This is a genomic window from Streptomyces sp. RK62 (assembly GCF_018070255.1).
Lineage (GTDB): Bacteria > Actinomycetota > Actinomycetes > Streptomycetales > Streptomycetaceae > Streptomyces > Streptomyces nigra.
The window spans coordinates 98277-123773 of the sequence record NZ_JAGPYD010000004.1 but is presented as its reverse complement, the minus strand read 5'-3'; the positions used below and the strand labels follow the sequence as shown (position 1 = coordinate 123773).

Annotated in this window: 21 protein-coding genes; 17 read left to right on the top strand and 4 right to left on the bottom strand. The window is 72.8% G+C overall.

Features of this window, described 5'->3' with window-relative positions; all coding sequences use genetic code 11:
- The first annotated feature begins 64 nt into the window (after positions 1 to 64).
- A complete protein-coding gene (locus KBY32_RS09355; RefSeq protein WP_210979746.1) occupies positions 65 to 1921 on the top strand; it encodes a DUF6350 family protein in 1857 nt (618 codons plus the stop codon).
- Positions 1922 to 1958: 37 nt separating this feature from the next.
- On the opposite strand, the gene KBY32_RS09350 is transcribed toward KBY32_RS09355, so the two are convergent.
- Positions 1959 to 2753, bottom strand: a complete 795-nt coding sequence (locus KBY32_RS09350; protein ID WP_210979594.1) for a hypothetical protein — start codon at positions 2751 to 2753, stop codon at positions 1959 to 1961.
- A gap of 367 nt (positions 2754 to 3120) precedes the next feature.
- Between KBY32_RS09350 and purN the strand changes: the two genes are divergently transcribed.
- A complete protein-coding gene (gene purN, locus KBY32_RS09345) occupies positions 3121 to 3750 on the top strand; it encodes a phosphoribosylglycinamide formyltransferase (RefSeq protein ID WP_055625279.1) in 630 nt (209 codons plus the stop codon).
- Positions 3747 to 5312 carry a bifunctional phosphoribosylaminoimidazolecarboxamide formyltransferase/IMP cyclohydrolase gene (gene purH, locus KBY32_RS09340; RefSeq protein ID WP_210979593.1) on the top strand — a complete coding sequence of 522 codons (1566 nt, stop codon included), beginning with the start codon at positions 3747 to 3749 and terminating at the stop codon, positions 5310 to 5312. The genes purN and purH overlap by 4 nt, the downstream gene beginning before the upstream one ends.
- Before the next feature lie 49 nt (positions 5313 to 5361).
- Here purH and KBY32_RS09335 read toward each other — a convergent pair whose 3' ends face one another.
- On the bottom strand, positions 5362 to 6114 hold the full coding sequence (locus KBY32_RS09335; RefSeq protein WP_210979592.1) for an ALF repeat-containing protein: 753 nt from the start codon (positions 6112 to 6114) through the stop codon (positions 5362 to 5364).
- 272 nt (positions 6115 to 6386) lie between these two features.
- Complete coding sequence (locus tag KBY32_RS09330; protein ID WP_210979591.1) at positions 6387 to 7007, bottom strand: hypothetical protein; 621 nt, start codon at positions 7005 to 7007, stop codon at positions 6387 to 6389.
- A 300-nt stretch (positions 7008 to 7307) separates the two neighbouring features.
- Here KBY32_RS09330 and KBY32_RS09325 point away from each other — a divergent pair, with 300 nt between their 5' ends.
- The 13 genes from KBY32_RS09325 (at position 7308) to KBY32_RS09265 (ending at position 23256) form a co-directional block, all read left to right on the top strand.
- Positions 7308 to 8162 (top strand): bifunctional methylenetetrahydrofolate dehydrogenase/methenyltetrahydrofolate cyclohydrolase, encoded by an 855-nt coding sequence (locus KBY32_RS09325; protein WP_055625283.1) that lies wholly within the window; start codon positions 7308 to 7310, stop codon positions 8160 to 8162.
- Positions 8152 to 8628 (top strand): DUF3017 domain-containing protein, encoded by a 477-nt coding sequence (locus KBY32_RS09320; protein ID WP_115507667.1) that lies wholly within the window; start codon positions 8152 to 8154, stop codon positions 8626 to 8628. Before KBY32_RS09325 ends, KBY32_RS09320 begins: the two co-directional genes overlap by 11 nt.
- Before the next feature lie 290 nt (positions 8629 to 8918).
- Positions 8919 to 9467 carry a helix-turn-helix transcriptional regulator gene (locus tag KBY32_RS09315; protein WP_210979590.1) on the top strand — a complete coding sequence of 183 codons (549 nt, stop codon included), beginning with the start codon at positions 8919 to 8921 and terminating at the stop codon, positions 9465 to 9467.
- 457 nt (positions 9468 to 9924) lie between these two features.
- On the top strand, positions 9925 to 11118 hold the full coding sequence (locus KBY32_RS09310) for a DUF2690 domain-containing protein (protein WP_210979589.1): 1194 nt from the start codon (positions 9925 to 9927) through the stop codon (positions 11116 to 11118).
- A 375-nt stretch (positions 11119 to 11493) separates the two neighbouring features.
- Positions 11494 to 12483: a malate dehydrogenase gene (locus KBY32_RS09305; protein WP_115507664.1), complete on the top strand. Its 990-nt coding sequence runs from the start codon at positions 11494 to 11496 to the stop codon at positions 12481 to 12483.
- A gap of 262 nt (positions 12484 to 12745) precedes the next feature.
- Positions 12746 to 14605: a hypothetical protein gene (locus KBY32_RS09300; protein ID WP_210979588.1), complete on the top strand. Its 1860-nt coding sequence runs from the start codon at positions 12746 to 12748 to the stop codon at positions 14603 to 14605.
- A 40-nt stretch (positions 14606 to 14645) separates the two neighbouring features.
- Positions 14646 to 15029, top strand: a complete 384-nt coding sequence (locus tag KBY32_RS09295) for a hypothetical protein (protein ID WP_055625288.1) — start codon at positions 14646 to 14648, stop codon at positions 15027 to 15029.
- 3 nt (positions 15030 to 15032) lie between these two features.
- Positions 15033 to 15917 (top strand): hypothetical protein, encoded by an 885-nt coding sequence (locus KBY32_RS09290; protein ID WP_210979587.1) that lies wholly within the window; start codon positions 15033 to 15035, stop codon positions 15915 to 15917.
- Positions 15918 to 16127: 210 nt separating this feature from the next.
- Complete coding sequence (locus KBY32_RS09285; RefSeq protein ID WP_210979586.1) at positions 16128 to 17654, top strand: aldehyde dehydrogenase family protein; 1527 nt, start codon at positions 16128 to 16130, stop codon at positions 17652 to 17654.
- A gap of 56 nt (positions 17655 to 17710) precedes the next feature.
- Positions 17711 to 19240, top strand: a complete 1530-nt coding sequence (locus tag KBY32_RS09280; protein WP_210979585.1) for a GMC family oxidoreductase — start codon at positions 17711 to 17713, stop codon at positions 19238 to 19240.
- On the top strand, positions 19240 to 20343 hold the full coding sequence (locus tag KBY32_RS09275; protein ID WP_055625292.1) for a glycine betaine/L-proline ABC transporter ATP-binding protein: 1104 nt from the start codon (positions 19240 to 19242) through the stop codon (positions 20341 to 20343). Before KBY32_RS09280 ends, KBY32_RS09275 begins: the two co-directional genes overlap by 1 nt.
- Positions 20343 to 22292, top strand: a complete 1950-nt coding sequence (locus tag KBY32_RS09270; protein ID WP_210979584.1) for an ABC transporter permease subunit — start codon at positions 20343 to 20345, stop codon at positions 22290 to 22292. The genes KBY32_RS09275 and KBY32_RS09270 overlap by 1 nt, the downstream gene beginning before the upstream one ends.
- A gap of 1 nt (position 22293) precedes the next feature.
- A complete protein-coding gene (locus KBY32_RS09265) occupies positions 22294 to 23256 on the top strand; it encodes an ABC transporter substrate-binding protein (protein WP_210979583.1) in 963 nt (320 codons plus the stop codon).
- A 102-nt stretch (positions 23257 to 23358) separates the two neighbouring features.
- Here the strand turns inward: KBY32_RS09265 and KBY32_RS09260 are convergent, their stop codons facing one another.
- Complete coding sequence (locus KBY32_RS09260; protein WP_210979582.1) at positions 23359 to 23874, bottom strand: carboxymuconolactone decarboxylase family protein; 516 nt, start codon at positions 23872 to 23874, stop codon at positions 23359 to 23361.
- A gap of 46 nt (positions 23875 to 23920) precedes the next feature.
- Between KBY32_RS09260 and KBY32_RS09255 the strand changes: the two genes are divergently transcribed.
- On the top strand, positions 23921 to 25312 hold the full coding sequence (locus tag KBY32_RS09255) for a PLP-dependent aminotransferase family protein (RefSeq protein WP_210979581.1): 1392 nt from the start codon (positions 23921 to 23923) through the stop codon (positions 25310 to 25312).
- Positions 25313 to 25497 lie beyond the last annotated feature (185 nt).

The following is a 25497-nucleotide window of genomic DNA, read 5'->3' as shown; positions in this document are numbered from 1 at the left end:
TTCGGAGGTTCGCCTGTTGCGAGGGTTGAGCGCGTGTCGTTGGGAGCATGGCCGCGTGATCGAGATGACCGCTCGCCGAACGCCTCTGTCGTCCCTGCTCACGCGGCTGCGCCACCGAACACCCGGGCTGAGCGCCAGCCTTCTCAACGGGGTGGTCGCCGCGGCGCTCGGGCTCGGGGCGCTCGTCGTCCTGGTGATGGTGCTGTGGGTCATCTCGCCGTTTCCCGACAGCGGCCCCGGCGGCGCGCTCAGGATCGCCGCCGTGCTCTGGCTGCTCGGGCACGGCGCCGAGCTGGTCCGCGCCGACACCCTCTCCGGCGCCTCCGTACCGGTCGGGATCACCCCGCTGCTGCTGTTCGTGCTGCCGGTCTGCCTGGTGCACCGGGCGGCCCGCGACGCGGCGGCGGACGGCGGCGACGGCGCCCCGCCGGTGCCCGGGCCCACGGCCTGGGCCGGGGTCGTCCTCGGCTACCTCGGGGTGGCGACGGCGGCCGCGCTGTACGCGGCCGGCGGCGTCCTGAAGCCGTCCTGGCCGTCGGCCGTGCTGTGCGTCCCCCTCGTCGTGATGGTGATCGCCGGGGTGGGCGTGTGGACGGCGTGCGAGCGCCGGCCCGGGGCGGCGCACGGGCTGCTCGGCGCGCTCCCGGGCCGCGCGCGGAGGCTCGCGCAGCGACCGGACACGCCCGCCCGGCTGGCGGCGGCGGCCCGCGCGGCCGGGGCGGGCGCGGCGGCACTCGTCGGCGGCGGGGCGCTGCTGGTGGCCGTCTCCCTGGTGTGGCACGGCGCGGACACCCGCGCGACGTTCGCCGGACTGACCCAGGGCTGGTCGGGCCGGATCGGCGTCCTCATGCTGTGCGCCGCCCTGGTGCCGAACGCCGCCGTGTGGGCGGCGTCCTACGCCCTCGGCCCCGGTTTCGTGCTCGGCACCGGGCATGTGGTGGCCCCGCTGACCTCGGCACCGCCGCCGCCCCTGCCGTCCTTCCCGCTGCTGGAGGCGGTGCCGTCGACGGGGATCGCCGGCCCGCTCCAGTGGGCCGTGGCAGCGGTCCCGGTGGTGGCCGGCGTGGTGCTGGGCCGGGGTGCCGCCCGCTGGGGATCGGGTGCCTCCGATCCCGGCCCACGGCGTGACCGGGTCACCGGGCCGGCCGCCCCGACCTGGTCCCCGTTGCGGACGGCCGCGGCCGCCCTGCTGGCCTCCCTCATCTGCGCGTCCGTGGTCGCCGTGCTGGCCGGGCTGTCGGGCGGCCCGCTCGGCCGGGGCGCCCTGGCGGACTTCGGCCCGGTGTGGTGGCAGGCGGGCGCGGCGACGCTGGTGTGGTTCGCGCTGGTCGGCGTCCCGGTGGCCGTGGTCGTCCGCGGCTGGCGGTGCCTCGGGCGCGCCGGACGGCAGGCCACGGAACCGCGCGGCATGGTGATCGGCCCGCCCCGCACGGGACAGGCACCCAAGGCCGGGCGCCCGGCGGAGACGGCGACGGCCGGTGCGCGGAAGGGGCCGTTCACCGCCCTGGTGAAGGATCAGCCGGCGCCACGGCAGTACGACGGCGACGACGAGGGTGACGCCTACGACCTCGTGGAGGACGTGCCGTACGGGGCGTACGACCACGACACGACGTTCGAGCCGGACGACTTCGAGCAGCCCACCGGCCCCGCACGGAACGCGCCCCAGCCTGACCACGACGACGAACCGAACGCATCGGACGACGAACCGCACGACGAGCCGGACGCCGAAGCAGCCCCCATGCAGGACACCCCGGACATCCGGGAGGTCCAGGCGCCCCAGGACCCGGACGAGAACACACAACCGGAGGCACAAGCCCCACCCGCAGCCCCCAGCGAGACCGAAACCGCCCCGGAACCCACAGCCGAAACCGCCCCCGAAACGCCCCCCACGCCCCCTCAGCCCGCCGCCGACGCCCCCTGACGGAACAGCCGCCCCCCAAGGGGCGCCGGACCCGCCGTCACTCCGTGCTGCCCAGCACCCCCCGCAGCTCCTCCGGCAGCAGCTGCTTGCAGGACTGCTCCGCCTCACTGGTGAGCGCGTCGCTGCGGCATGTGTAGTAGTCGCTGTAGACCATCTGCGCCGTGAACCCGGCGGCGACCACCGCGAGCGCGAGCGACGCTGTGACCAGGCCGCTCACCGCGGCGGTCGTCTGCGGGCGGCCACCGGGCTTGGCGGGCGCCGGGCTGTCCGGGTCGGGAGTGCGGGGCTTCGCGCGCAGGCTGCTGATCCCCCAGTACAGGGACAGCGCGCCCAGGAGCAGGGCCACGTACGGCCAGCTGAACAGGGCGAAGAAGAAGGCCCACATACCGGAGAGCAGCGCGTAGCGGGCGCGGCGCTGCGCCGGGTCCGTCGGGTCCCAGCGCATGCCCGAGCCGGGGCCGCCGCCCTGGCCGGGGCCTTCGGGGCCGCCGCCGCGGGAGGGCCGCTCGCCGAAGCCGCCGGACGAGCGGCCGGGCTGACGGTCGCTCCACTGGCTGCCCCACGGGGGCTCACCGCCGTCGCCGGACCCCTGGGAGTCGTCCCCGCCCGCCGGGCGTCGGGGCTGCCAGGGCCGGTCCGGGGTGCCCTCGGGGGGCGGGGCGAAGGGGTTGTCGTCCTGCTTCCGGCCGTCGCCCCGCTCGTCGCCGCCCTGGCCGCCGGAGGGCGCGTCGGGCGGTGAGGAGGGGCGCTCCCGCAGCAGCACGCCGCTGTGCGCCCCTCCCTGCACCGGATGCGAGGGGAGCGTGAGGAGTCGCAGGCTGCGGTCCGGCATCAAATCGAGCGTCTTCCCTGAAGTTGACTGGACAGGACATGGGCGGGACGGACGGTGGGTCCGGGCGGGCCGTCCGGCCGCGCGGGCCGGTCGGCTGCTGAGCTGCTGGGCTGGTGAGCTGTCTGAGCTGACACTTCCTGAACGCACCGGACACCGGCCGCGTTCCCGAGCCGCCCCCAGCAGACGCTACCCCCCGGCCGGGCCCCCGTCCCATGGGGGCCGCTCCCCGGTGCCGGTATCGTTGCTGCCGGTCGGCTGCTTCGTAGACTTCCCCGTATCCCGGGGCGCGACGCATTCGTATGAACGCACAAGCGGTGCTCGTCGTGCCGCCGGCCGCGCAGAACGCACCCCCGAGAAAGGGCTCATCGTGGCCGCCAAGCCCGTGGCCAAGCGCCTCGTCGTCCTGGTCTCCGGATCCGGCACCAACCTCCAGGCGCTGCTCGACGAGATCGCCGCCGTCGGTTCCGAGGCGTACGGCGCCGAGATCGTGGCCGTGGGCGCCGACCGCGAGGGCATCGAGGGGCTCGCCCGCGCCGAGCGCGCCGGGCTGCCGACCTTCGTGTGCAAGGTGAAGGACCACGGCAGCCGCGAGGAGTGGGACGCCGCGCTCGCCGAGGCCGTCGCCGCGTACGAGCCCGACCTCGTGGTCTCCGCCGGTTTCATGAAGATCGTGGGCAAGGAGTTCCTGGCCCGCTTCGGCGGCCGGTTCATCAACACCCACCCCGCCCTGCTGCCCAGTTTTCCCGGCGCCCACGGCGTCCGCGACGCCCTCGCGTACGGAGCCAGGGTCACCGGCTGCACCGTCCACTTCGTCGACGACGGCGTCGACACCGGCCCGATCATCGCCCAGGGCGTGGTCGAGGTCCGGGACGAGGACGACGAGAGCGCTCTGCACGAGCGCATCAAGGAAGTCGAGCGAAGGCTGCTCGTCGAGGTCGTGGGGCGGATCGCCCGCAACGGCCATCGCATTGAGGGACGAAAGGTAGTTATCCAGTGACCGCCGAGAGCAACAAGCGGGCCATTCGACGGGCGCTCGTCAGCGTCTACGACAAGACCGGTCTGGAAGACCTCGCGCGCGGCCTGCACGAGGCGGGTGTCGAGCTCGTCTCCACCGGCTCCACGGCCGCGAGGATCGCCGCTGCCGGTGTCCCCGTGACCAAGGTCGAGGAGCTCACCGGCTTCCCCGAGTGCCTGGACGGCCGCGTCAAGACGCTGCACCCGCGCGTGCACGCCGGCATCCTCGCCGACCTGCGGCTGGACAGCCACCGCGAGCAGCTCGCCGAGCTGGGCGTCGAGCCGTTCGACCTGGTCGTCGTCAACCTCTACCCGTTCCGCGAGACCGTGGCCTCCGGCGCCTCGCCCGACGAGTGCGTCGAGCAGATCGACATCGGCGGTCCCTCGATGGTGCGCGCGGCCGCCAAGAACCACCCCTCGGTCGCCGTCGTCACCAGCCCCGACCGCTACGGCGACGTCCTCGCCGCGGTCCAGGGCGGCGGCTTCGACCTCACCACCCGCAAGCGGCTCGCCGCCGAGGCGTTCCAGCACACGGCCGCGTACGACGTGGCGGTCGCCAGCTGGTTCGCGTCCTCCTACGCCCCCGTCGACGAGTCGCAGTTCCCCGACTTCCTGGGTGCCACCTGGGAGCGCGAGAACACCCTCCGGTACGGCGAGAACCCGCACCAGCCGGCCGCGCTCTACGTCGACGGCACGGGCGCGGGCCTGGCCAAGGCCGAGCAGCTGCACGGCAAGGAGATGTCGTACAACAACTACACCGACACGGACGCCGCGCGCCGTGCCGCGTACGACCACGCCGAGCCCTGCGTCGCGATCATCAAGCACGCCAACCCGTGCGGCATCGCGATCGGCGCGGACGTCGCCGAGGCCCACCGCAAGGCCCACGCCTGCGACCCGCTGTCCGCGTTCGGCGGCGTGATCGCCGTGAACCGGCCGGTGTCCAAGGAGATGGCCGAGCAGGTCGCCGAGATCTTCACCGAGGTCATCGTCGCGCCCGACTACGAGGACGGCGCCCTCGAGGCCCTCGCCAAGAAGAAGAACATCCGCGTCCTCAAGGCTCCGGCCGCGCCCGCCAACCCGGTCGAGCTCAAGCCCATCGACGGCGGCGCCCTCCTCCAGGTCACCGACCGGCTGCAGGCCGAGGGCGACGACCCGGCGCACTGGACGCTGGCGACCGGCGAGGCGCTCGCCGCCGAGGAGCTGGCCGAGCTCGCCTTCGCCTGGAAGGCGTGCCGGGCCGTGAAGTCCAACGCCATCCTGCTCGCCAAGGACGGCGCCTCGGTCGGCGTCGGCATGGGCCAGGTCAACCGCGTCGACTCCGCGAAGCTCGCGGTGGAGCGGGCCGGCGCCGAGCGCGCCCAGGGCTCGTACGCCGCGTCCGACGCGTTCTTCCCCTTCCCGGACGGTCTGGAGATCCTCACCGCGGCCGGTGTGAAGGCCGTGGTCCAGCCCGGGGGTTCGGTCCGTGACGAGCTGGTCGTGGAGGCCGCGAAGAAGGCCGGCGTGACGATGTACTTCACCGGCACGCGCCACTTCTTCCACTGACGGGTCCGTCCGCCCGGCCCCCGATACGGTCGGCCGGGCGGACGACGTCCTACTTGTCCACCTCGTACTGCCCGGTCTCCAGGAAGTACCGGAGCTCCTCCGGCGTGCCGTCGATGACGTCCTCGGCCGCCGCGCGCAGGGCGGCGCTGATCGTCGGATCCGCGAGGATGCGGGCCACGGCGACGCGGTCGTCCTCGGCCTGGGCGAGGCGGTAGCCGGTCTCGAGCCAGGTGCGGAGCTTTTCGGGGGTGGGTGCGTCGAGGAGCGCGTTGATCTCCTGCGTCACGCGCCTTCCGGCGTAGGGCTTGCCGAGGATGGTGACGACGGCGACCTTGTCGTCCTCGTACTGGGCGAGGCGGTAGCCGGACTCGAGCCAGGTGCGGAGCTTTTCGGGGGTGGGTGCGTCGAGGAGTGCGTAGATCTCCTGCTTGACGCGCTTTCCGGCGTAGGGCTTGCCGAGGATGGTGAAGAGGGCGACCTTGTCGTCCTCGTACTGGGCGAGCCGGTAGCCGGTCCTGAGGAACTCGCGCATGTCCTCCACGGTGCCGCCGAGGGCCTCGTTCGCCTCCCGCTCGACGCCCCTGCCGGAGTCCGGGTCGGCCAGGACGGCGGCGATGGCGGCGCGCAGCTCCTCCTCCGACATCTCGTCCACCGGCGTGCCGGGGTCGTCCGTCGCGACCGCCGCCGTGACGGTGGCGGACGACGACGGCGCCGCGTCGGCGGCGGAGGCCGGTGCGGCCGCGAGGAGTGCCGGGGCGAGAGCGCTTGCTACGAGGGCCAGGGCGATGCGGTTCGTTCTCACAGGTGAACCTTCCATGCGGGAAACCAGGACCGCGGCTCGACGGTGAAGTGCGGCACGCGGGGCGTGGGAGAGCACATGCCTCCCCCAACTCCCGTGCGCCACAAGCCGCATGACCATCATGCCGGGAGGCACTGACAGGATCAGGGCGACAACCCGGCAATGCCGAACAGGTGTTCATTGCCTGGGTGACGCAGGAGGCGGTCACACAGCGAGGCCGTGCCCCCCGGTGCGGGTGGACACGGCCTCGGCTGTGATGGCGCGCGCGGCGCGGCTCAGTACCGCGGACGGTTGAACCAGGCGGACGCCTGGCTGTTGACCATCGACGTCAGGATGATACCGGCGATGGCGAGCGAGATCAGACCGCCGAAGGTGGCGGAGCCGTTGCCACCACTCGTGATGTTGACGATGCCGCCGAGGATCATGAACGCGGAGTACACGATCGTCGTGACGCGGATGCCGCTGCCGCCGTTCTTGAACTTCACGCCCAGGAAGATCGACAGCGCGCCGAGCGCCAGCAGGAGACCCGCCAGCAGGAAGCCCAGACCGGCCAGCGAGTCGGTGCTGTCACCGGAGCCGACGCCGTTGGACAGGTCCTGGGCCGCGCCGACCGCGACACCGGCGATGAGGCCGAACAGCAGCTGGAAGCCGGAGAGGATGAAGAGCAGCACACGGGCCGTCTTCATCAGGCCCGGCATCTCCATGGGCATCGCGGGTCCGCCCGGGTAGCCGGGGTAGGCCGGCTGGCCCTGCTGCGGGTAGCCGTAGGCGGGCGGCTGCTGGGGAGCGCCCTGCGGGTAGCCGTAACCGGGCTGTCCCTGCGGGGGCGGCGGCGGGTAACCGGGCTGGCCCTGGGGCGGCGGGCCGTACGGGTTGTTCGGGTCGCCGAAACTCATGGCGGTCTTTCCTCCGTTGTCCGAGTGCGGGGACGCGCGGCACGGTGCGGAGGAGATGTGACTGATGCGGTTCGTCCCCCCGGTACTGCCCGCGGCACTGCAGTCACATCGTTCTTTAGTCTGCTCTTACTTGTCCAGCCGCATTCCCTATGTGTTGTGCAAGTGCAACATCGCTGATCATGAACGCATACGCCCGGAGATGCGCCGGAAGCCCTGTCCAGGACCCGGAGGGGACCGGGATACGACCGGGATGCGACCCGGATTGGAAGAGGAAGGGCGTCATCAAGGAGGATGGGGGGCATGACCGCCCAGATTCTCGATGGCAAGGCCACCGCAGCCGCGATCAAGTCCGATCTGACCGCCCGCGTGGCGGCGCTGAAGGAGAAGGGCGTCACGCCCGGCCTCGGCACGATCCTGGTCGGGGACGACCCCGGCAGCCAGAAGTACGTCGCCGGAAAGCACCGCGACTGCGCACAGGTGGGCATCGCCTCCATCCAGCGCGAACTGCCCGCCACCGCCACGCAGGAGGAGATCGAGGCGGTCGTCCGCGAGCTCAACGAGGACCCGGCCTGCACCGGCTACATCGTGCAGCTCCCGCTGCCCAAGGGCATCGACGAGAACCGCATCCTGGAGCTGATGGACCCGGACAAGGACGCCGACGGCCTGCACCCGATGAACCTGGGCCGTCTCGTCCTGAACGAGCCCGCCCCGCTGCCCTGCACCCCCAACGGCGTCCTCACCCTGCTGCGCCGCTACGGCGTGGAGATCAAGGGTGCCGAGGTCGTGGTCGTCGGCCGCGGTGTCACCATCGGCCGCCCGATGCCGCTGCTGCTGACCCGCCGCAGCGAGAACGCCACCGTGACCCAGTGCCACACCGGGACGCGCGACCTGTCGTCCCACCTCAAGCGCGCCGACATCATCGTCGCCGCCGCGGGCTCCGCCCATCTGATCCGCCCCGAGGACGTCAAGCCCGGCGCGGCCGTCCTCGACGTCGGTGTCTCACGCAGCGCCGAGGGCAAGATCGTGGGCGACGTCCACCCCGGTGTCGCCGAGGTGGCCGGCTGGATCTCCCCGAACCCCGGCGGCGTGGGCCCGATGACCCGGGCGCAGCTGCTGGTCAACGTGGTCGAGGCGGCGGAGCGCAGTGTCGGCTGACGGTGGCGCCGACGGCGCGGACGACATCGAGGTCCGGGATCCCATCAGCGCGCCGGACGCGGACGGCACGCCCCGGCGGACCACCCGGCGCTTCCCGCTGTTCACCAAGGACACGGCCCGCCCGGAGGGCGGCGGGCGGGCGGCGCCCAGCGACGCCCCCGCCCCGGCCCGGCAGTGGCCGGTGCTGGTCGTCTGCGGGCTGGTCGCCGTCGGGCTGCTCGTGACGGCGCTCGACGTGTTCCGGGCCGGCACGCTGCTGATCGGCAGCGCACTGCTGCTGGGCGCGGTGCTGCGCTGGGCCCTGCCGAGCGTCGGCATGCTCGCGGTCCGCTCCCGTTTCACCGACATGGTGACGTACGGCGTGCTGGGGGGCGCGATCGTGCTGCTGGCGCTGATGGCCCAGCCGAACCCGGTGCTGACCATCCCGTTCCTGAACGACGCGCTGCACTTCACGGTCGACAACTGAGTCGACAACTGAGTCGACAACTGAGTCGACAACTGAGTCGACAACTGATTCGACGGCTGAGTCCACGACTGAGTCGACGACCGGGACCTCGCGCACGACGACGGCCCGTCCCCTCCCCCGAAGAGGGACGGGCCGCCGTCGTTCGTCAACCCTCGGGCACGGCGGAGTCCCTGTTCAACGGCTGTCCGCGCGCTGTGGCACGGAAGTGACCGTTCCGGTACGCCCCACGCACCGGGAACCAAGGCGCGCCGTCGCGTCGTCACCCGAACGAGTTGGTTCGGAGGTGAGTGATGGGTGCGTGGCAGCCACTGCCCGAGGGTCTGCCGCCCGAGGTGCGGCACTTCGTGGAGCAGTTGCGGCTGCTCAAGGACCGCACGGGCCTCAGCCTGGTCGCGCTGGGCGCGCGCACCGCGTACAGCAAGTCCTCCTGGCAGCGGTACCTCAACGCCACCCAGCCGCCGCCCCGGCAGGCCGTCGTCGCGCTGTGCCGGGTCGCCGGGACCGGGGCGGAGGAGGCCGAGCGCTTCGGCGTGCGCTGGGAGCTGGCGGTCAAGGTCTGGCCGAAGCAGACGCCGCTCCCGGGAAAGCCGGACGACGCCGCGTCCCCGACGCTCCCAAGGAAGCCGGACGACGCCGCGCCCCCAATCCCCAAGACACCCACGCAGACCGCCGCCGAGCCGGACCCCGGCGACGACTACGAGGACGAGCCGACCCTGCCCTGGTGGGACGCGCCCCCACCGGCCCCCGCCTCCTCTTCCCGGCGCCTGCTGACGACCGCCCTCGTCCTCGCCGCCGTCCTGGCGCTGACGGCCGTGATCGGCGCCCTCGCGTTCGGCTGAGCCCGGCCGGCCCGCAGGGGCGGTGGCGCGCTGCCGGGCCGCCCGGGGTGAGAGGCCGCGCGTGTGTCCGAATGCTGCGTGTGCGACCCCAGTGATCGTTTTTGTGCGTTCCCTGTGGCGATGTGTTGACAAGTTCGCGCATGTGCGAGAAAGCCGTTCGACCGGAGGGCTAGCGTGGTCGATCGGGACGGTCCGGGGCGTTCCGCGGTACCGCAAGGGCTTACTACCAGGGTTGCGTGGGCCGGCCGGGGGAGCCGGTGGAACACTGGACGCGACCGGCCGGGCGTGCGACGGTGCACGCTCACGGTCCCGATGCTCCCGTGCGCCCCCACCCCGGGAACTGAGATCCTTAGTGGGCGCATCCCTGTGGGTAGCCACACCGGGGACTCGGCAGAGGGCACCACGCGCGGGGGAATCGCGAGTAACACCAGCACCAACCGGGGGAAGAGGGGGGACAATGCCTCGTTGGAAGGACTTGCCGGATGAGATGGATCCGCAGGTCAGAGAGTTCGCGAGCCAGTTGCGCAGGCTCGTGGACCGCAGTGGTCTGAGCATCGCCGCGCTCGCCGACCGCACCGGCTACAGCAAGACGTCCTGGGAGCGGTATCTGAACGGACGGCTGCTCGCGCCCAAGGGCGCCATCGTGGCGCTCGCCGAGGTCACCGGGACCAACCCGGTGCACCTGACAACGATGTGGGAGCTGGCCGAACGCGCCTGGAGCCGTTCGGAGATGCGCCACGACATGACCATGGAGGCGATCCGGATCTCTCAGGCCCGCGCGGCCCTGAGCGAGTTCGGACCGCCGCCGGCCAGTGCCGCCAAGGGCGGCGCCAAGACCAGCCGGGGCGCCCGTCGGGGCGGCAGCGCCACGGCGACACCCGGCGTGGCCGGTCCCGCCGGGGTGGCCCCCTCGGTCCCGGTGCAGCCGTCCGCCCCCGATGTACGGGACTCCTCGGGCCGTCCGGCCCCGGCGCGGGACTCCGGGGACGTCCGGGACGCCGAGTCCTCCGGGGGCAACTCCTGGGGTGTGGCGGGCTATCGGGGCCCCGCGCCGACCGGCGCGTCCCCGGCCGGGGCCTATCCGCCCGGAGCCCAGGGTTCGTTCGGCGAGCCGCCGCAGGGCCCCCGGGTCGACCGGCGGGCCCCCGCCCCCGCCGGCGCGGGCAAGCGACGGTTGACGATGTTCCTCGCGGGCGTCGTCGGCGTACTGGTCGTGATCGGCCTGGCGTTCTACCTCACCGAGGGCGGCGGTAAGCCGGACGGCGGCGTCGCCAAGTCGCCCGCGCCGAGCGCCACCACCGACCCCGAGCTGCCGCCCGGCGTGAAGTGCAGCGGCGACTCCTGCACCGGCAAGGACGCCGAGGCGATGGGGTGCAGCGGCGACCTGGTGACCACCGCGAAGACCACGACCGTCGGCACGGCCGTCGTCGAGGTGCGCTACAGCGAGACGTGCGGCGCCGCGTGGGGCCGGGTCACCCAGGCGTCGCAGGGCGCCGAGGTCTCGGTGGCGGTCGGCAAGGCCAAGGAAACCGGCTCCATCACGGAGGCCGGCGACACCATCGCCTACACGCCGATGGTCGCGGTGAAGGACGCGGGCGAGGCCGTCGCCTGTGTGACGCTGCCCGCCGGACAGGACGGCTGCACGCGGTAGCGGGCCGCCCGGCCCCGTCGGAGACCCGGCCCGCACAAGGGGCCCGGAAGAAATCCGGCGGGGCAGGAATGGGCGCCGGATTACGGGGCACGCGCACGGTACCCCCACGGGAGTCCGGCATCGGTACCCCCACCCGGCGGCCGCCAGGTCCTGCTCTCCCGGACCGGTGGCCGCCTCCTCGTTCCCCCGGCCGCACGGTCCTTCCTGGCCATACCGGTGACTCTGTGGGCCGGGCCACAGGGACCCGGCCGTGCGCGCCCTCCGATGCGCGATAGCCTGACCGGTGGATCTCTCGACGCCAAGAGATCGATCATCCTGACGTCCCGCACCCCGGGGCGGGGACGACCCACCGACAGCTGTCCTACGGAGAACGCCATGACCCGCACTCCCGTGAACGTCACCGTCACCGGCGCGGCCGGCCAGATCGGTTACGCCCTGCTCTTCCGCATCGCCTCAGGCCAGCTGCTCGGCGCGGACGTGCCGGTCAAGCTGCGGCTCCTGGAGATCACGCCGGCCCTGAAGGCCGCCGAGGGCACCGCGATGGAGCTCGACGACTGCGCGTTCCCGCTGCTCCAGGGCATCGACATCACCGACGACCCGAACGTCGCCTTCGACGGCGCCAACGTCGGTCTGCTCGTGGGCGCCCGCCCCCGCACCAAGGGCATGGAGCGCGGTGACCTCCTGGAGGCCAACGGCGGCATCTTCAAGCCGCAGGGCAAGGCCATCAACGACCACGCCGCGGACGACGTCCGGATCCTGGTCGTCGGCAACCCGGCGAACACCAACGCGCTGATCGCCCAGGCCGCCGCCCCGGACGTGCCGGCCGAGCGCTTCACCGCGATGACCCGTCTGGACCACAACCGCGCGCTGACCCAGCTCGCGAAGAAGACGGGCTCGACCGTCGCCGACATCAAGCGCCTGACCATCTGGGGCAACCACTCCGCCACCCAGTACCCGGACATCTTCCACGCCACGATCGCCGGCAAGAACGCCGCCGAGGTCGTCAACGACGAGAAGTGGCTGGCCGAGGACTTCATCCCGACCGTCGCCAAGCGCGGTGCCGCGATCATCGAGGCCCGTGGCGCCTCGTCGGCCGCCTCCGCCGCCAACGCCGCCATCGACCACGTGTACTCCTGGGTCAACGGCACCGCCGAGGGCGACTGGGTCTCCATGGGCATCCCGTCGGACGGCTCCTACGGCGTCCCCGAGGGCCTCATCTCCTCCTTCCCGGTCACCGTGAAGGACGGAAAGTACGAGATCGTCCAGGGTCTGGAGATCAACGAGTTCTCCCGCACCCGTATCGACGCCTCCGTCAAGGAGCTCGAGGAGGAGCGCGAGGCGGTCCGCGCCCTCGGCCTGATCTGACGGTCCGACCCCGAGGGGTCCGAGCCGACGCACCACCACCGGTCCCCGGGCGGCGACAGCCGCCCGGGGACCGGTGCGTTCGCGGTTGCGCGGGAAACGTGAGGGCCGGGGGTGGGACGTCGGCTTCAGGTGACTGGTGTCACAGCGGTGTCCTATGCTGGTCGATCCTGGCCTGGTCAACTCCCTTGCGCCTCACCGCAGTTGATCCATGGCCATGGATTCACGGACTGCAACGACCGCTTGTGTGTCGGGGGGACGATCCATGACCCAGCCGCAGCTCCCGCCCCAGCGGGCGCCGGAGCCGAGAACCGGAGAACGCCGTCCGGTCGATCCGGCGCGGAGCGAGGCGTGCCGGCTGCTGTGCGCGGGGACGTATCTGCACGTCGGCTACCGGGACGCGGTGATCGACGAGCTGTATGTGCACCGCGAGCGGTTCGCCGCCCCCTCCTACGGTTTCGACGCGGCCCGGGTCCTCGCACACGCCCTGCGTGCCCGCCGTCAGGAAGTGGCCTGGGCGGCCGGCATGGCCGGCCTGTGGGTGGTCGCGGCGGTCCTCACCAAGTGGCTGATCGTGATGGTGGTCCTTCCGATCCTCCTGATCGCGCTGGGCCGCCGGCTGGGCGGCAGCCGTGCCGTCGACAGGCAGCTTCCGCAGCAGTTCGCCCTGATCCGCCGCCTCGTCGCCTTCACACTGCGCTGGTACGGGCGTATCGCCCTGTTCCGCCTGTACGGCCTTCTCGTCCTGGTGCTGGTCGCCGGCGCCGAGGAGGCCGCGTCCGACGGGAGCGTCTCCGGCTCCTTCGGCGCTTCCGGTGACGGTTTCCTCGACTCGTCGGACAGCGGCGACTTCGGCGTCCTGGACCTGCTGGCCGGCGACTTCGCGGATCTCAACCGCTTCACCGCGGCCTGTCTGCTGGCCCTGCCGCTGCTGCTCGCCCTGCTCAGCGTGGGGCAGCGCGGTCTGTTCGCGCGCACCATCGCGGGCGAGCTGTCCAAGGAGCGTTTCCCGGACGTCGCCGGCGACCCGGCCGAGGCCGCGACCGGGCCGCGATTCCGTGAACTGAGCCGCCGTATCCGCCAGGAGCAGCACGCGCCGCTGATCCTCTACGCGAAGTCCGATCCGTTCCGCGGCGCGGGCGTGCCGTTCGAACCGTGGTCCCTCTCGATCGAGCTGCGCCCCCGCGACACGCGTGACGGCGACTCGCCGATCGACGCCCTCACCAAGCCCGGGGCGCCGCCCGTGCCCGCGGAGCCGCTCGACAACGACACGGTCCTGCAGAAGATCCGACCGCTGCTCGAGGAACTGCGCGAGCCGTCGGCCCGCACCTCCGGGCAGGCGGCCGACGTGGTGATCGACCGGCTGCGCGAACTCGTCGTGGACGAGTGCGTGTTCCTGCCCGCCGAAGGGCTGCCGAGCCGGATGGCCTTCCCGTACACGCCGGAGACGTACGCGATGCACCGCGCCGACGCCGTCGAGGAGGGCGGCGAACAGCGGCGGCACTTCCTGCGCGTCCGGGTCGGCGGCTGGGACGAGGAGATCGTCGTCACCGTGTTCGTCCGGGTCCACACGCAGGGCGGGATGCTGATGCTGGAGGTCGCGCCGCACGTACTGCCGCCGGTCGACCCGCTGTTCGCGACCGCCGACAGGATGGCGCACGAGCATCTGCACCGCGGCGGGTTCGGCCGCTACGTCTTCGCGCTGCTGAGCGTCCCGGCCACCACCGGAGAGGCCCTGCGTGTCCTGGTCAGCGCCGTCGCCCAGCAGTGGCGCCAGCTCACCGGCGTCCACGCGGACACGCTGCCGGACGGGCCCGGCGCCTCCGTGCGGGAACTGGGCGCGGACGACCGGGCGACCCTCTTCCAGGAGATGGACATCGCCCGCTACCTGAAGTCGGTACAGGACCGGATCGCGGGCGGGGTCCGTCAGGCGCTGTGGAACGCGGGGTACGACATCGCGGAGTTCGAGCAGAAGGTCACCAACGTGTTCAACAACAGCGGGACCTTCGTCGGCGGCTCCGTCCAGGGCAACGGCATCGCCATCGGCAGGGACAGCAAGGCCACCGCCCCGGCGGGCAAGCCGTCCGGGGCTCCGCCGGCACGTTCCGGCGGCGCGTCGAAGTAGCGGCGGACGCCGCGGCACCAGCAGACAACGGGAGGACGACATGAACCAGTCACCGGCGGGCGACGCCCAGGGCTCCGGCACCTATGTGGGGGGATCCGTCACCGGCAACGGCATCGCGGTCGGTGCGGGGGCGAGCGCCAGTTACACGTCGACGTCGGCCCCGGCCGACGAGGCGTACCAGGCGCTGCTCCAGGCCGTCCGCGAGCTCGGCGAGGACCTGAAGAGGTATCCGGTCACCCCCGAGACGCGGGAACTCTCCGCGAGCCTGGAGGAGACCGAGCGGGAGGTCACCACCACCGGCCAGGCCCAGCCGGGCGTCCTCACCCGGCTCCGTACGGCCCTCGAGGCGTCGGGCGGCGTCCTCGGCGCGATCACGTCGGCGACGGCCCTCGGCACGGCCGTGGCCGGACTCATCGGAGGCTGAACGATGGGGGGCCGGGGCGCCGGCGAGGTCCGGTGGAACAAGGAGACCCAGTCGTGGGTGCCGGTGGGCGCGGACGGTCACCCCGCCCCGCCCCCGCCGCCCGTTCGGCCACCCGGGACGGACGGCTCCGGCGGCGAGGGGCCGGGGGAGTGGCACACGCCGGCTCCGCCCGGCTGGCCCCAGCCGCCCTCCGTACCGCCCGCCGCGCCGGGCGGCCGGCGCCCCGCAGTCGTCGTCGGCGCGGCCGTGGCGGCGGTCGCGGTCACCGCGCTGGCGGCCTGGCTCGCGGTCGGCGGTACGGGGGACGACGGCGACGACAAGGCGGGCGGCACCGCGTCGAGCACGGCCGCCACCTCCGAGGACGCCCCGACAGCGCCCTCGGACGCCACGTCCGACTGGGCCGAACCCACCGACGGCACGTTCTCCGCCGCGTCCGAGTCACCCGACGTACCGGACGGTCACCGCCTGGTCGACGATCCCTCGGGCTTCACCACCGTGGTCCCCGAGGACTGGACCCGCAGCGAGCGCGACGGCGGGGCCGTCGTCTTCTACACCTCGCCCGACGAGCGCCGTCTGCTGCAGATCTTCGAGGTGGTCGAACCGGGCCTCACGCCCGATGGCGCCTTGGGCGAGGCCTTCAAGACCCTCTCCGAGCAGCCGGGCTTCACGGAGATCAGCCGCGGCCCCGTCCCCGGCGAGACCGACGCGAGCGAGCTCGTCTACGAGTACGACAGCAAGGACCTCGGCGAGCGGGTCAGGGCCGTCGACCGGGTGTTCCGGACGGACGACGGCGGTCTGTACGCCATGGTCGTCCGCGGTACGACGGACGACTGGCCCACGACCCAGGAGACCCTCCAGAACGCACGGTCGGCGTTCACCCCGAGCTGACGCCGGGCCGCCGTTTCTCGAACCCGCACCCGGCCCAGGCCGAGGTTGCGATGCGCTATGTCCGGTTATGGGCGGATCTTCAGTGACCCGGCGCACTTTCGTTCGCCGATCGCGCATGTAAGCGAGGGGTGCGGGCAGGTGCACTCGGTCCCGTGAGTGACCCCTGTGTGACGCATGGGTTCGTGACAGGAACGGAAGGCAACACCGATCATGGCGGACAGTACGGAACTCCAGGCACGCGGCACCATCCACGTGGGAGGGGAATGGCGCGGCGCCGTCTCCGGCGCGACGCGCGAGATCCTCGACCCCGCGGACGCGTCGCCGTTCGCCGTGGTCGCGGAGGGCGACGAGCAGGACGTCGACCTGGCGGTGGCGGCCGCGAAGCGCGCCTTCGACGGCGGACAGGGCGAGTGGCCGCGTACCCCGGTCGCCGACCGCGCGGCCCTGCTCCGCAAGGTCGCCGGCCTCCTGGTGCGCGACCGCGAGAAGCTCGGCCTGCTGGAGAGCCGTGACGCCGGGAAGACCGTCGAGGAGGGGCGCGTCGACATCGACTGCGTCGCCGACGCCTTCCGGTACTTCGCCGACGTCGTCGCCGCCGAGGCCCCCGGCCGGGTCGTCGACGCCGGTTCCCCCGACATCCACAGCGTCGTCGTGCACGAGCCGGTCGGCGTCTGCGCGCTGATCACGCCGTGGAACTACCCGCTGCTCCAGGCCAGCTGGAAGATCCCCCCGGCGCTCGCCGCCGGGAACACCTTCGTCGTCAAGCCCAGCGAGATCACCCCGCTGACGACGATCGCTCTGATCGACCTGCTCGCCGAGGCGGGCCTGCCCACCGGCGTCGCCAACATCGTCACCGGCCCCGGCCACTCCGTCGGCGCCCGGCTCTCCGAGCACCCCGACGTCGACCTGGTCTCCTTCACCGGCGGCCTGGCCAGCGGCACCAAGGTCGCCCAGGCCGCCGCGCCCACCGTCAAGAAGGTCGCGCTCGAACTCGGCGGCAAGAACCCCAACGTGGTCTTCGCCGACGCCTGCGCCACCGACGAGGGCTTCGACACCGCCGTCGACCAGGCGCTCAACGCCGCGTTCATCCACAGCGGCCAGGTCTGCTCGGCCGGCTCCCGCCTCATCGTCGAGGAGTCCGTGCGCGACCGCTTCGTCGGCGAACTCGCCCGCCGGGCGCAGAAGATCCGCCTCGGCCGCGGCACCGCCGACGGCGTCGAGTGCGGCCCGCTCGTCTCCGAGCAGCAGCGCGACAAGGTCGAGGCGTACGTCGAGTCCGCGCTCAAGGAGGGCGCCGTGCTGCGCTCCGGCGGCCGGCGCCCCGAGCCGTCCGCGGACCGCCCGGCGAGCGGCTGGTTCTACGAGCCGACCGTCCTCGACCACTGCCACCGCGAGATGCGCGTCGTCCGCGAGGAGGTCTTCGGCCCGGTTCTCACCGTCGAGACCTTCCGCACCGAGGACGAGGCCGTCGCACTCGCCAACGACACCGAGTACGGCCTCGCCGGCGCCGTGTGGACCGCCGACGCGGGCCGGGCCCGCCGGGTCGCCGGACGGCTGCGCCACGGCACCGTGTGGATCAACGACTTCCACCCCTACCTCCCGCAGGCGGAGTGGGGCGGCTTCGGCAAGAGCGGCGTAGGACGCGAACTCGGCCCCGCAGGACTCGCCGAGTACCGCGAGACCAAGCACGTCTACCAGAACCTCGCGCCCCGCCCGGTGCGCTGGTTCGCCGGCTGACACTTCGACCCCTTCTCGCCGCACAAGACTTCGCAAGCCCCTGGAGTACCCCCCTCATGTCCGAGAACACCCCTGTCTACGACTACGTCGTCGTCGGAGGCGGCACCGCGGGTTCGGTGATCGCCTCCCGGCTCACCGAGAACCCCGATGTCACCGTCGCCGTCATCGAGGGCGGCCCCAGCGACGTCGGCCGCGACGACGTCCTGACCCTGCGCCGCTGGATGGGCCTCCTCGGCGGTGAACTCGACTACGACTACCCGACCACCGAACAGCCGCGCGGCAACAGCCACATCCGGCACAGCCGGGCCCGGGTGCTCGGCGGCTGCTCCTCGCACAACACCCTGATCGCCTTCAAGCCGCTGCCGTCCGACTGGGACGAGTGGGAGGCGGCCGGCGCCGAGGGCTGGGGCGCGGTACCCATGGAGGCGTACTACGCCCGGCTGAAGAACAACATCGTCCCGGTCGACGAGAAGGACCGGAACGCCATCGCCCGCGACTTCGTCGACGCCGCCCAGGAGACGCTCGGCGTCCCGCGTGTCGAGGGCTTCAACAAGAAGCCGTTCAATGACGGCGTCGGCTTCTTCGACCTGGCCTACCACCCCGAGAACAACAAGCGCTCCTCGGCGTCGGTGGCGTATCTGCACCCCGTCATGGACGAGAGGGAGAACCTCACGATCCTGCTGGAGACGTGGGCGTACCGGCTGGAGCTGGACGGCACCCGCGCCCAGGGCGTGCACGTGCGGACCAAGGACGGCGAGGAGACGCTGATCCGGGCCCGCCGCGAGGTCGTCCTGTGCGCCGGCGCCGTCGACACGCCCCGTCTGCTGCTGCACTCCGGCGTCGGCCCGAAGCGGGACCTGACCGAGCTGGGCATCCCGGTCGCCCACGATCTGCCGGGCGTCGGCGAGAACCTGCTCGACCACCCCGAGTCCGTGATCGTCTGGGAGACCGACGGACCCATCCCGGACAACTCCGCGATGGACTCCGACGCGGGCCTTTTCGTGCGGCGCGACCCCGAACACCCGGGCCCCGACCTGATGTTCCACTTCTACCAGATCCCGTTCACGGACAACCCGGAGCGACTGGGCTACCGGCGGCCCGAGTTCGGCGTCTCCATGACTCCGAACATCCCCAAGCCGAAGAGCCGCGGCCGGCTCTACCTGACCAGCGCCGACCCGTCCGTGAAGCCCGCGCTGGACTTCCGGTACTTCACCGACGAGGACGACTACGACGCCCGCACCCTCGTCGACGGCATCCGCATCGCCCGCGAGATCGCCGCGTCGGAACCTCTCGCGCACTGGCTCAAGCGCGAGGTCTGCCCCGGCCCGGAGATCACCGGCGACGAGGAGCTCAGCGAGTACGCGCGCAAGGTCGCGCACACCGTGTACCACCCGGCCGGCACCTGCCGTATGGGCGCCGCCGACGACGAACTGGCCGTCGTGGACCCCGAACTGCGGATCCGCGGCCTCGAAGGCATCCGAATAGCCGATGCCTCCGTCTTCCCGACCATGACCGCCGTGAACCCGATGATCGGTGTGCTCATGGTCGGGGAGAAGGCGGCGGACCTGATGGGAGGTGAGGCGTGATGAGTACGACCGCTCCCCTGACGCCTCGTGACGCGACACCCGAGACCCGTAAACCCCCGACCGGTGAGCCGGTCTTCTCCGTCGACGGCCTGTGGAAGGTCTTCGGCCCCAAGGCGCGCCGGGTCCCCGCCGACCCGGAGCTCGCCGCGCTCCCGGCCGCCGAGCTGCGCGAGCGCACCGGCTGCACGGCGGCCGTGCGGGACGTGTCCTTCGACGTCCGCAAGGGCGAGGTCTTCGTCGTCATGGGCCTGTCCGGCTCCGGCAAGTCCACGCTCGTGCGCTGTCTGACCCGGCTCATCGAGCCGACCGCCGGCAGCATCGCCATCGACGGTGAGGACGTGCGCGCCATGGACCGCGGCCGGCTGCGCGAACTGCGCCGCCACCGCGCCGCCATGGTCTTCCAGCACTTCGGTCTGCTCCCGCACCGCACCGTCCTCGACAACGTGGCGTACGGGCTGGAGATCCAGGGCCTCGGCAAGGCCGCGCGCCGCGAGCGGGCCGCCGAGGTCGTGGCCAAGGTCGGTCTGGAGGGCATGGAGCACCGCAGGCCGGGTCAGCTCTCCGGCGGGCAGCGCCAGCGCGTCGGGCTCGCCCGGGCGCTCGCGGTCGACCCCGAGGTGCTGCTCTTCGACGAGCCGTTCAGCGCGCTCGACCCGCTGATCCGGCGGGACATGCAGGAGGAGGTCGTCCGCCTGCACCAGGACGAGGGCCGCACGATGGTCTTCATCACCCACGACCTCAGCGAGGCGCTGAAGCTCGGCGACCGCATCGCCCTCATGCGCGACGGCCGGGTCGTCCAGCTCGGCACCCCCGAGGAGATCGTCGGCTCCCCGGCCGACGACTACGTCCGTGAGTTCGTCCGCGACGTCCCCCGCGAACAGGTCATGACCGTGCGCACCGCCATGCGGGCCGCCTCCGCCGACGAGACCGGCAACGGCCCGGCCCTCGCGCCCGACGCCACCGTGTCCGAGGCGATCGAGGCGGTTGCGCGCACCGGCTCCCCGGCCCGGGTCGTCGAGGACGGCCGCTGCCTGGGGGTGGTGGACCACGAACGGCTTCTCGGTGTCGTGGCCGGAACGGAGCAGCCCAAGGGGGCGGTCTGATGACGACCGTCACCGCCACCGCCGCGCGCCCCGCGTCGCCGGGCCTGTTCGCGCGCCCCGCCGTCCGCAAGCTCGCGCTGCTCGCCGTCGTCGCCGCGATCCTGGTGCCGCTGGCCCACGCCCGCTGGTCCAGCGGCAGCTGGCCGGCCGCGCTCACCGTCGACGTCTCCGGGCCGCTGACCGACACCAGCACCTGGATCATCGACAACCGCGACAGCCACCCGCTGTTCCTCTACTTCTTCGGGCACATCAGCAACGCGGTCGTGCTCGCCGTACGCGGGGTGTACCTCGTGCTGCTCGCGGCGGGCTGGGCCGGTGTCACCGCCGCCGCGGCCCTCGTCGCCTGGCGTGTCGCCGGGTGGAGGCTGGCCGCCGGGACCGGTGCCGCGTTCCTCGCCTGCGGGTTCCTCGGCATGTGGGTGCCGACCACCCAGACCCTCGCGCTGATGGTCGTCGCGGTCCTCGCCTCGGTCGTCGTCGGCGCCCTCCTGGGGCTCGCCGCCGGACTGTCGGACCGGGCGGACAAGGTGCTGCGGCCCGTCCTGGACACCATGCAGGTGCTGCCCGCCTTCGCGTATCTGCTGCCCGTCGTGCTGATCTTCGGCATCGGCGTGCCCGCCGCCGTCCTCGCCACCGTCGTCTACGCCGCCCCGCCCATGGCCCGGCTCACCGCCCTCGGTCTGCGCGGCGCCGACAAGGAGGTCCTGGAGGCCGTCGAGTCGCTCGGCGCGACCGCGCGGCAGCGCCTGCTGACAGCACGCCTCCCACTGGCCCGCAAGGAACTCCTGCTCGGCCTCAACCAGACGATCATGATGGCGCTGTCGATGGCGGTCATCGCCTCCGTCATCGGCGCGGGCGGCCTCGGCGACCGCGTCTACCAGGCGCTGGCCTCGGTCGACGTCGGTGCCGCGCTCGCCGCCGGCATCCCGATCGTGCTGCTCGCCGTCGTCCTGGACCGCGTCACCGGCGCCGCCGGCCAGGCGCTCGGCGAGGACCCGCACCCGCACGGCCGGCGGCTGTGGCTCGTCGCCCTCGCCGGCACCGTCGCGGTGGCCGTCGCCGGACGCCTCGCGGGCCGGGTCGACTGGCCCGACGCCTGGGTGCTGAACATCGCCGAGCCCGTGAACCGCGCCGTCGACTGGATGACCGCGCACCTCTACTCAGGTGTGCCCGTCGTCGGCGGCACCGCCGACTGGGCCGGCCACTTCACCACCTGGGTCCTCGACCCGGTGCGCGACGGCCTGCAGGGGCTGCCCTGGTGGGCGCTCCTGCTGATCGTCGCCGCCCTGGCCTGGCTGATCGGCACCTGGCGCACCGCGCTGACCGCCGTCCTCGCCCTGGCCGCCATCGGTGTGCTCGGCGTGTGGAAGCCGTCGCTCGACACGCTCTCCCAGGTCCTCGCGGCCGTCGCCGTCACCCTCGTCGTGGGCTTCGCGACCGGTGTCGCGGCCGCCCGCAGCGACCGCTTCGAACGGCTGCTGCGCCCGGTCCTGGACGTCTTCCAGACCATGCCGCAGTTCGTGTACCTCATCCCGGTCGTCGCCCTGTTCGGCGTGGGCCGGGCCCCCGCGGTCGCCGCGGCGGTCGTCTACGCGCTGCCCGCCGTCGTCCGGATCACCACCCAGGGCCTGCGCCAGGTCGACCCGGCCGCCCTGGAGTCCGCCCGCTCGCTCGGCGCGACCCCGGCGCAGCAGCTCCGCCAGGTCCAGCTCCCGCTGGCCCGCCGCGCGCTGCTGCTCGCCGTCAACCAGGGCGTCGTCCTGGTCCTCGCCGTCGTCATCATCGGCGGCCTGGTCGGCGGTGGCGCGCTCGGCTACGACGTCGTCTTCGGCCTCGCGCAGGGCGACCTGGCGACCGGACTGGTGGCCGGCGCCGCGATCGTCTGCCTCGGCCTGATGCTCGACCGGGTGACGCAGCCGACCGAACGCCGCGCGACGAAGGGAGCCTGACATGGGTCCGCGCATCCGTACGACGGCCCTCGTGGCCGCGGTGTCCTCGCTGGCGCTGCTCACCGGCTGCGGCGCCGCCGACATGACGAAGCAGGCGTCGCCCTTCGCCAACGCCGAGGGCGCCAGGACCGTCACCCTGTCCGTGCAGTCCTGGGTGGGCGCCCAGGCCAATGTGGCCGTCGCCCAGTACCTCCTGGAGCACGAGCTCGGTTACCGCGTCGACACCGTGCAGATCGACGAGGTGCCCGCCTGGGACGCGCTCAGCCAGGGCCGGGTCGACGCCCTCCTGGAGGACTGGGGGCACCCGGACGAGGAACAGCGGTACGTCGAGGACAAGAAGACGATCGTGAACGCCGGCGACCTCGGCGTCACCGGGCACATCGGCTGGTACGTCCCGACGTACTTCGCGAAGGCCCACCCGGACGTCACCGACTGGAAGAACCTGAACAAGTACGCCGACCAGATGCGTACACCGGAGAGCGGCGGCAAGGGCCAGCTGATGGACGGCTCACCGTCCTACGTCACCAACGACAAGGCGCTGGTGAAGAACCTCGACCTGGACTACCAGGTGGTGTTCGCCGGCTCCGAGGCGGCCCAGATCACCCAGATCAAGCAGTTCGCCAAGGAGAAGAAGCCCTTCCTGACGTACTGGTACTCGCCGCAGTGGCTGTTCGAGAAGGTCCCGATGACCGAGGTGAAGCTGCCGGAGTACAAGGAGGGCTGCGACGCCGACCCGGAGAAGGTCGCCTGCGCCTACCCGCACACCCCGCTCCAGAAGTACCTCAACGCGGACTTCGCCAAGAGCGGCGGCGACGCGGCGGCCCTGCTGAAGAACTTCAGGTGGACGACCGAGGACCAGAACGAGGTCTCCCTGATGATCGCCGACCAGAAGATGTCACCGCAGGAGGCGGCGAAGAAGTGGGCGGACGCCCACGAGTCCGACTGGAAGAAGTGGCTCCCCTAGCCGCCCCGCCGACACCCCACGTGCCGAAGCCCGACCCGTCCCGCCTGTGGCTGGATCGGGCCGGGCTTCGGCCTTGCACGGCATGTCCGAGCGAGACCGCCCTTACGCGTACTGCCCCGGCCGGTAGTGACCCGGCGTCAGGCGGCAGGTCACGCCGAAGCGGTTCCAGGCGTTGATCACCGTGATCGCGGCGATCAGCTGGGACAGCTCCGCCTCCGCGAAGTGCTTGGCGGCCCGCTCGAACACCTCGTCCGGCACGAACCCGTCCGTGAGGACCGTGACGGCCTCCGTCAGCTCCAGCGCCGCGCGCTCCTTCTCCGTGTAGAAGTGCCGGGACTCCTCCCAGGCGGCGAGCTGCACGATCCGCTCGACGCTCTCCCCGGCCGCGAGGGCGTCCTTGGAGTGCATGTCCAGGCAGTAGGCGCACTGGTTGAGCTGGGAGGCGCGGACCTTGACCAGTTCGAGCAGCCGGGGGTCGAGGCCCTTCCGGGCGGCGGCGTCGAGGCGGACCATCGCCTTGTAGACCTCGGGGGAGTGCCGCACCCACTCCAGACGGGCGGGCTGTTCGGCGGCGTAGGGCTCGGAGGTGGTGTCCGTGGTGGTCGGCGTGTTCGTCATACCTTGAATCTAGGCGCGAGGCAGCCCAGGAGTATGGTCCACTTCCATGGCGGAACGCTGGGCCACTTTCGGCATCGACCTGCACCTCGACCCCACCGGACCCGGGCTGCGCCGGGGCCTGACCGACGCCCTGCGCGAAGCCGTCCGCACCGGCCGGCTCGCGCCCGGCACCCGGCTGCCCTCCTCCCGCTCCCTCGCCGGCGACCTCGGCATCGCCCGCAACACGGTCGCCGACGCCTACGCCGACCTGGTCGCCGAGGGCTGGCTCACCGCACGGCAGGGGTCCGGCACCCGGGTCGCCGACCGCCCGGTGATCCCACCGCCCGGTACCCCCGCCCGCCCACGCCCGGAGAGCCCCCGCCCCGCCCACGACCTGGTCCCCGGCACCCCCGACCTCGCGGCGTTCCCGCGCGCGGAGTGGCTGCGGGCGGCCCGCCGCGCCTTCCTCGCCGCCCCCAACCAGTCCCTCGGGTACGGCGATCCGCGCGGCCGCCCCGAACTGCGCACCGCGCTCGCCGGCTACCTCGCCCGCGCCCGGGGCGTACGCGCCGACCCCGAGCACATCGTGGTGTGCTCCGGCTTCGTGCACGGCCTGCGGCTGCTCGGCCAGGTCCTGCGGGCACGCGGCGTCCGCACGATCGCCGTGGAGTCGTACGGCCTCGCGCCGCACCGGCGCCAGCTGACGGCGGCCGGTCTCGCGATCCCGGCCCTGCCCTTCGACGAGCGCGGCACGGACCCGGGGGATCCGCCCGCCGACGCGGGGGCCGTCCTGCTCACCCCCGCCCACCAGTTCCCCATGGGCGTGCCCCTGCACCAGAGCCGCCGCACCCCGGTCGTGGAGTGGGCGCGCCGCACCGGCGGACTCGTCCTGGAGGACGACTACGACGGCGAGTTCCGCTATGACCGCCAGCCCGTCGGCGCCCTCCAGGGCCTGGCCCCCGGCCATGTCGTCTTCCTCGGCACCGCCAGCAAGTCCCTCGCCCCCGGCCTGCGCCTGGCGTGGATGGTGCTGCCGCCCGCGCTGGTCGAGGAGGTGACCGACGCCAAGGGCGGCTCCGACACCTGCGGCGTGCTCGACCAGCTGACCCTCGCGGAGTTCCTCACCTCCGGCGCCTACGACCGGCACGTCCGCGCGGCCCGTCTGCGCTACCGGCGCCGCAGGGACGCCCTGGTGCGGGCCCTCGCCGAACACGCCCCCGACATCCCCGTCACCGGCATCGCCGCCGGCCTGCACGCCGTCCTGCGCCTCCCGCCCGGCACCGAGGGCACCGTGGTCCAGGCGGCCGCCTGGCAGGGCCTCGCCCTGCACGGCCTGGGCTTCTACCGCCACGAACAGGCCCTGACCGACCCCCTCGACGCCCTGGTCGTCGGCTACGGCACCCCACCGGACCACGCCTGGGCGGCCACCCTGGAGGCCCTCTGCAGAGTCCTGCCCTGAGCGGCGCCCCGCCCGTCCGCGCCCCGCCCGTTCGCGCCCTGCGCCTGGATACGCCATCGGCCCGCACGCTCCCCGCCGCCACGCGTACCCGGCCTCGCGCAGAGCACCACCCTCCGGCACCGGTCCCCGGACGTAGTTCTCCGCCTTCCGCCCCCTCGCACCGCCCGCCCGCTGGATGCTGGACC

Bases quoted from the DNA above. Each gene is read 5' to 3' on its own strand.
- KBY32_RS09275 (WP_055625292.1), top strand. From the start codon at position 19,240: ATGAGTACGACCGCTCCCCTGACGCCTCGTGACGCGACACCCGAGACC.
- KBY32_RS09265 (WP_210979583.1), top strand. From the start codon at position 22,294: ATGGGTCCGCGCATCCGTACGACGGCCCTCGTGGCCGCGGTGTCCTCG.
- KBY32_RS09355 (WP_210979746.1), top strand. From the start codon at position 65: ATGACCGCTCGCCGAACGCCTCTGTCGTCCCTGCTCACGCGGCTGCGC.
- KBY32_RS09310 (WP_210979589.1), top strand. From the start codon at position 9,925: ATGCCTCGTTGGAAGGACTTGCCGGATGAGATGGATCCGCAGGTCAGA.
- KBY32_RS09270 (WP_210979584.1), top strand. From the start codon at position 20,343: ATGACGACCGTCACCGCCACCGCCGCGCGCCCCGCGTCGCCGGGCCTG.
- KBY32_RS09305 (WP_115507664.1), top strand. From the start codon at position 11,494: ATGACCCGCACTCCCGTGAACGTCACCGTCACCGGCGCGGCCGGCCAG.
- KBY32_RS09330 (WP_210979591.1), bottom strand. From the start codon at position 7,007: ATGAGTTTCGGCGACCCGAACAACCCGTACGGCCCGCCGCCCCAGGGC.
- KBY32_RS09295 (WP_055625288.1), top strand. From the start codon at position 14,646: ATGAACCAGTCACCGGCGGGCGACGCCCAGGGCTCCGGCACCTATGTG.
- KBY32_RS09255 (WP_210979581.1), top strand. From the start codon at position 23,921: ATGGCGGAACGCTGGGCCACTTTCGGCATCGACCTGCACCTCGACCCC.
- KBY32_RS09315 (WP_210979590.1), top strand. From the start codon at position 8,919: ATGGGTGCGTGGCAGCCACTGCCCGAGGGTCTGCCGCCCGAGGTGCGG.
- KBY32_RS09350 (WP_210979594.1), bottom strand. From the start codon at position 2,753: ATGCCGGACCGCAGCCTGCGACTCCTCACGCTCCCCTCGCATCCGGTG.
- KBY32_RS09325 (WP_055625283.1), top strand. From the start codon at position 7,308: ATGACCGCCCAGATTCTCGATGGCAAGGCCACCGCAGCCGCGATCAAG.
- KBY32_RS09300 (WP_210979588.1), top strand. From the start codon at position 12,746: ATGACCCAGCCGCAGCTCCCGCCCCAGCGGGCGCCGGAGCCGAGAACC.
- KBY32_RS09260 (WP_210979582.1), bottom strand. From the start codon at position 23,874: ATGACGAACACGCCGACCACCACGGACACCACCTCCGAGCCCTACGCC.
- KBY32_RS09280 (WP_210979585.1), top strand. From the start codon at position 17,711: ATGTCCGAGAACACCCCTGTCTACGACTACGTCGTCGTCGGAGGCGGC.
- KBY32_RS09285 (WP_210979586.1), top strand. From the start codon at position 16,128: ATGGCGGACAGTACGGAACTCCAGGCACGCGGCACCATCCACGTGGGA.
- KBY32_RS09290 (WP_210979587.1), top strand. From the start codon at position 15,033: ATGGGGGGCCGGGGCGCCGGCGAGGTCCGGTGGAACAAGGAGACCCAG.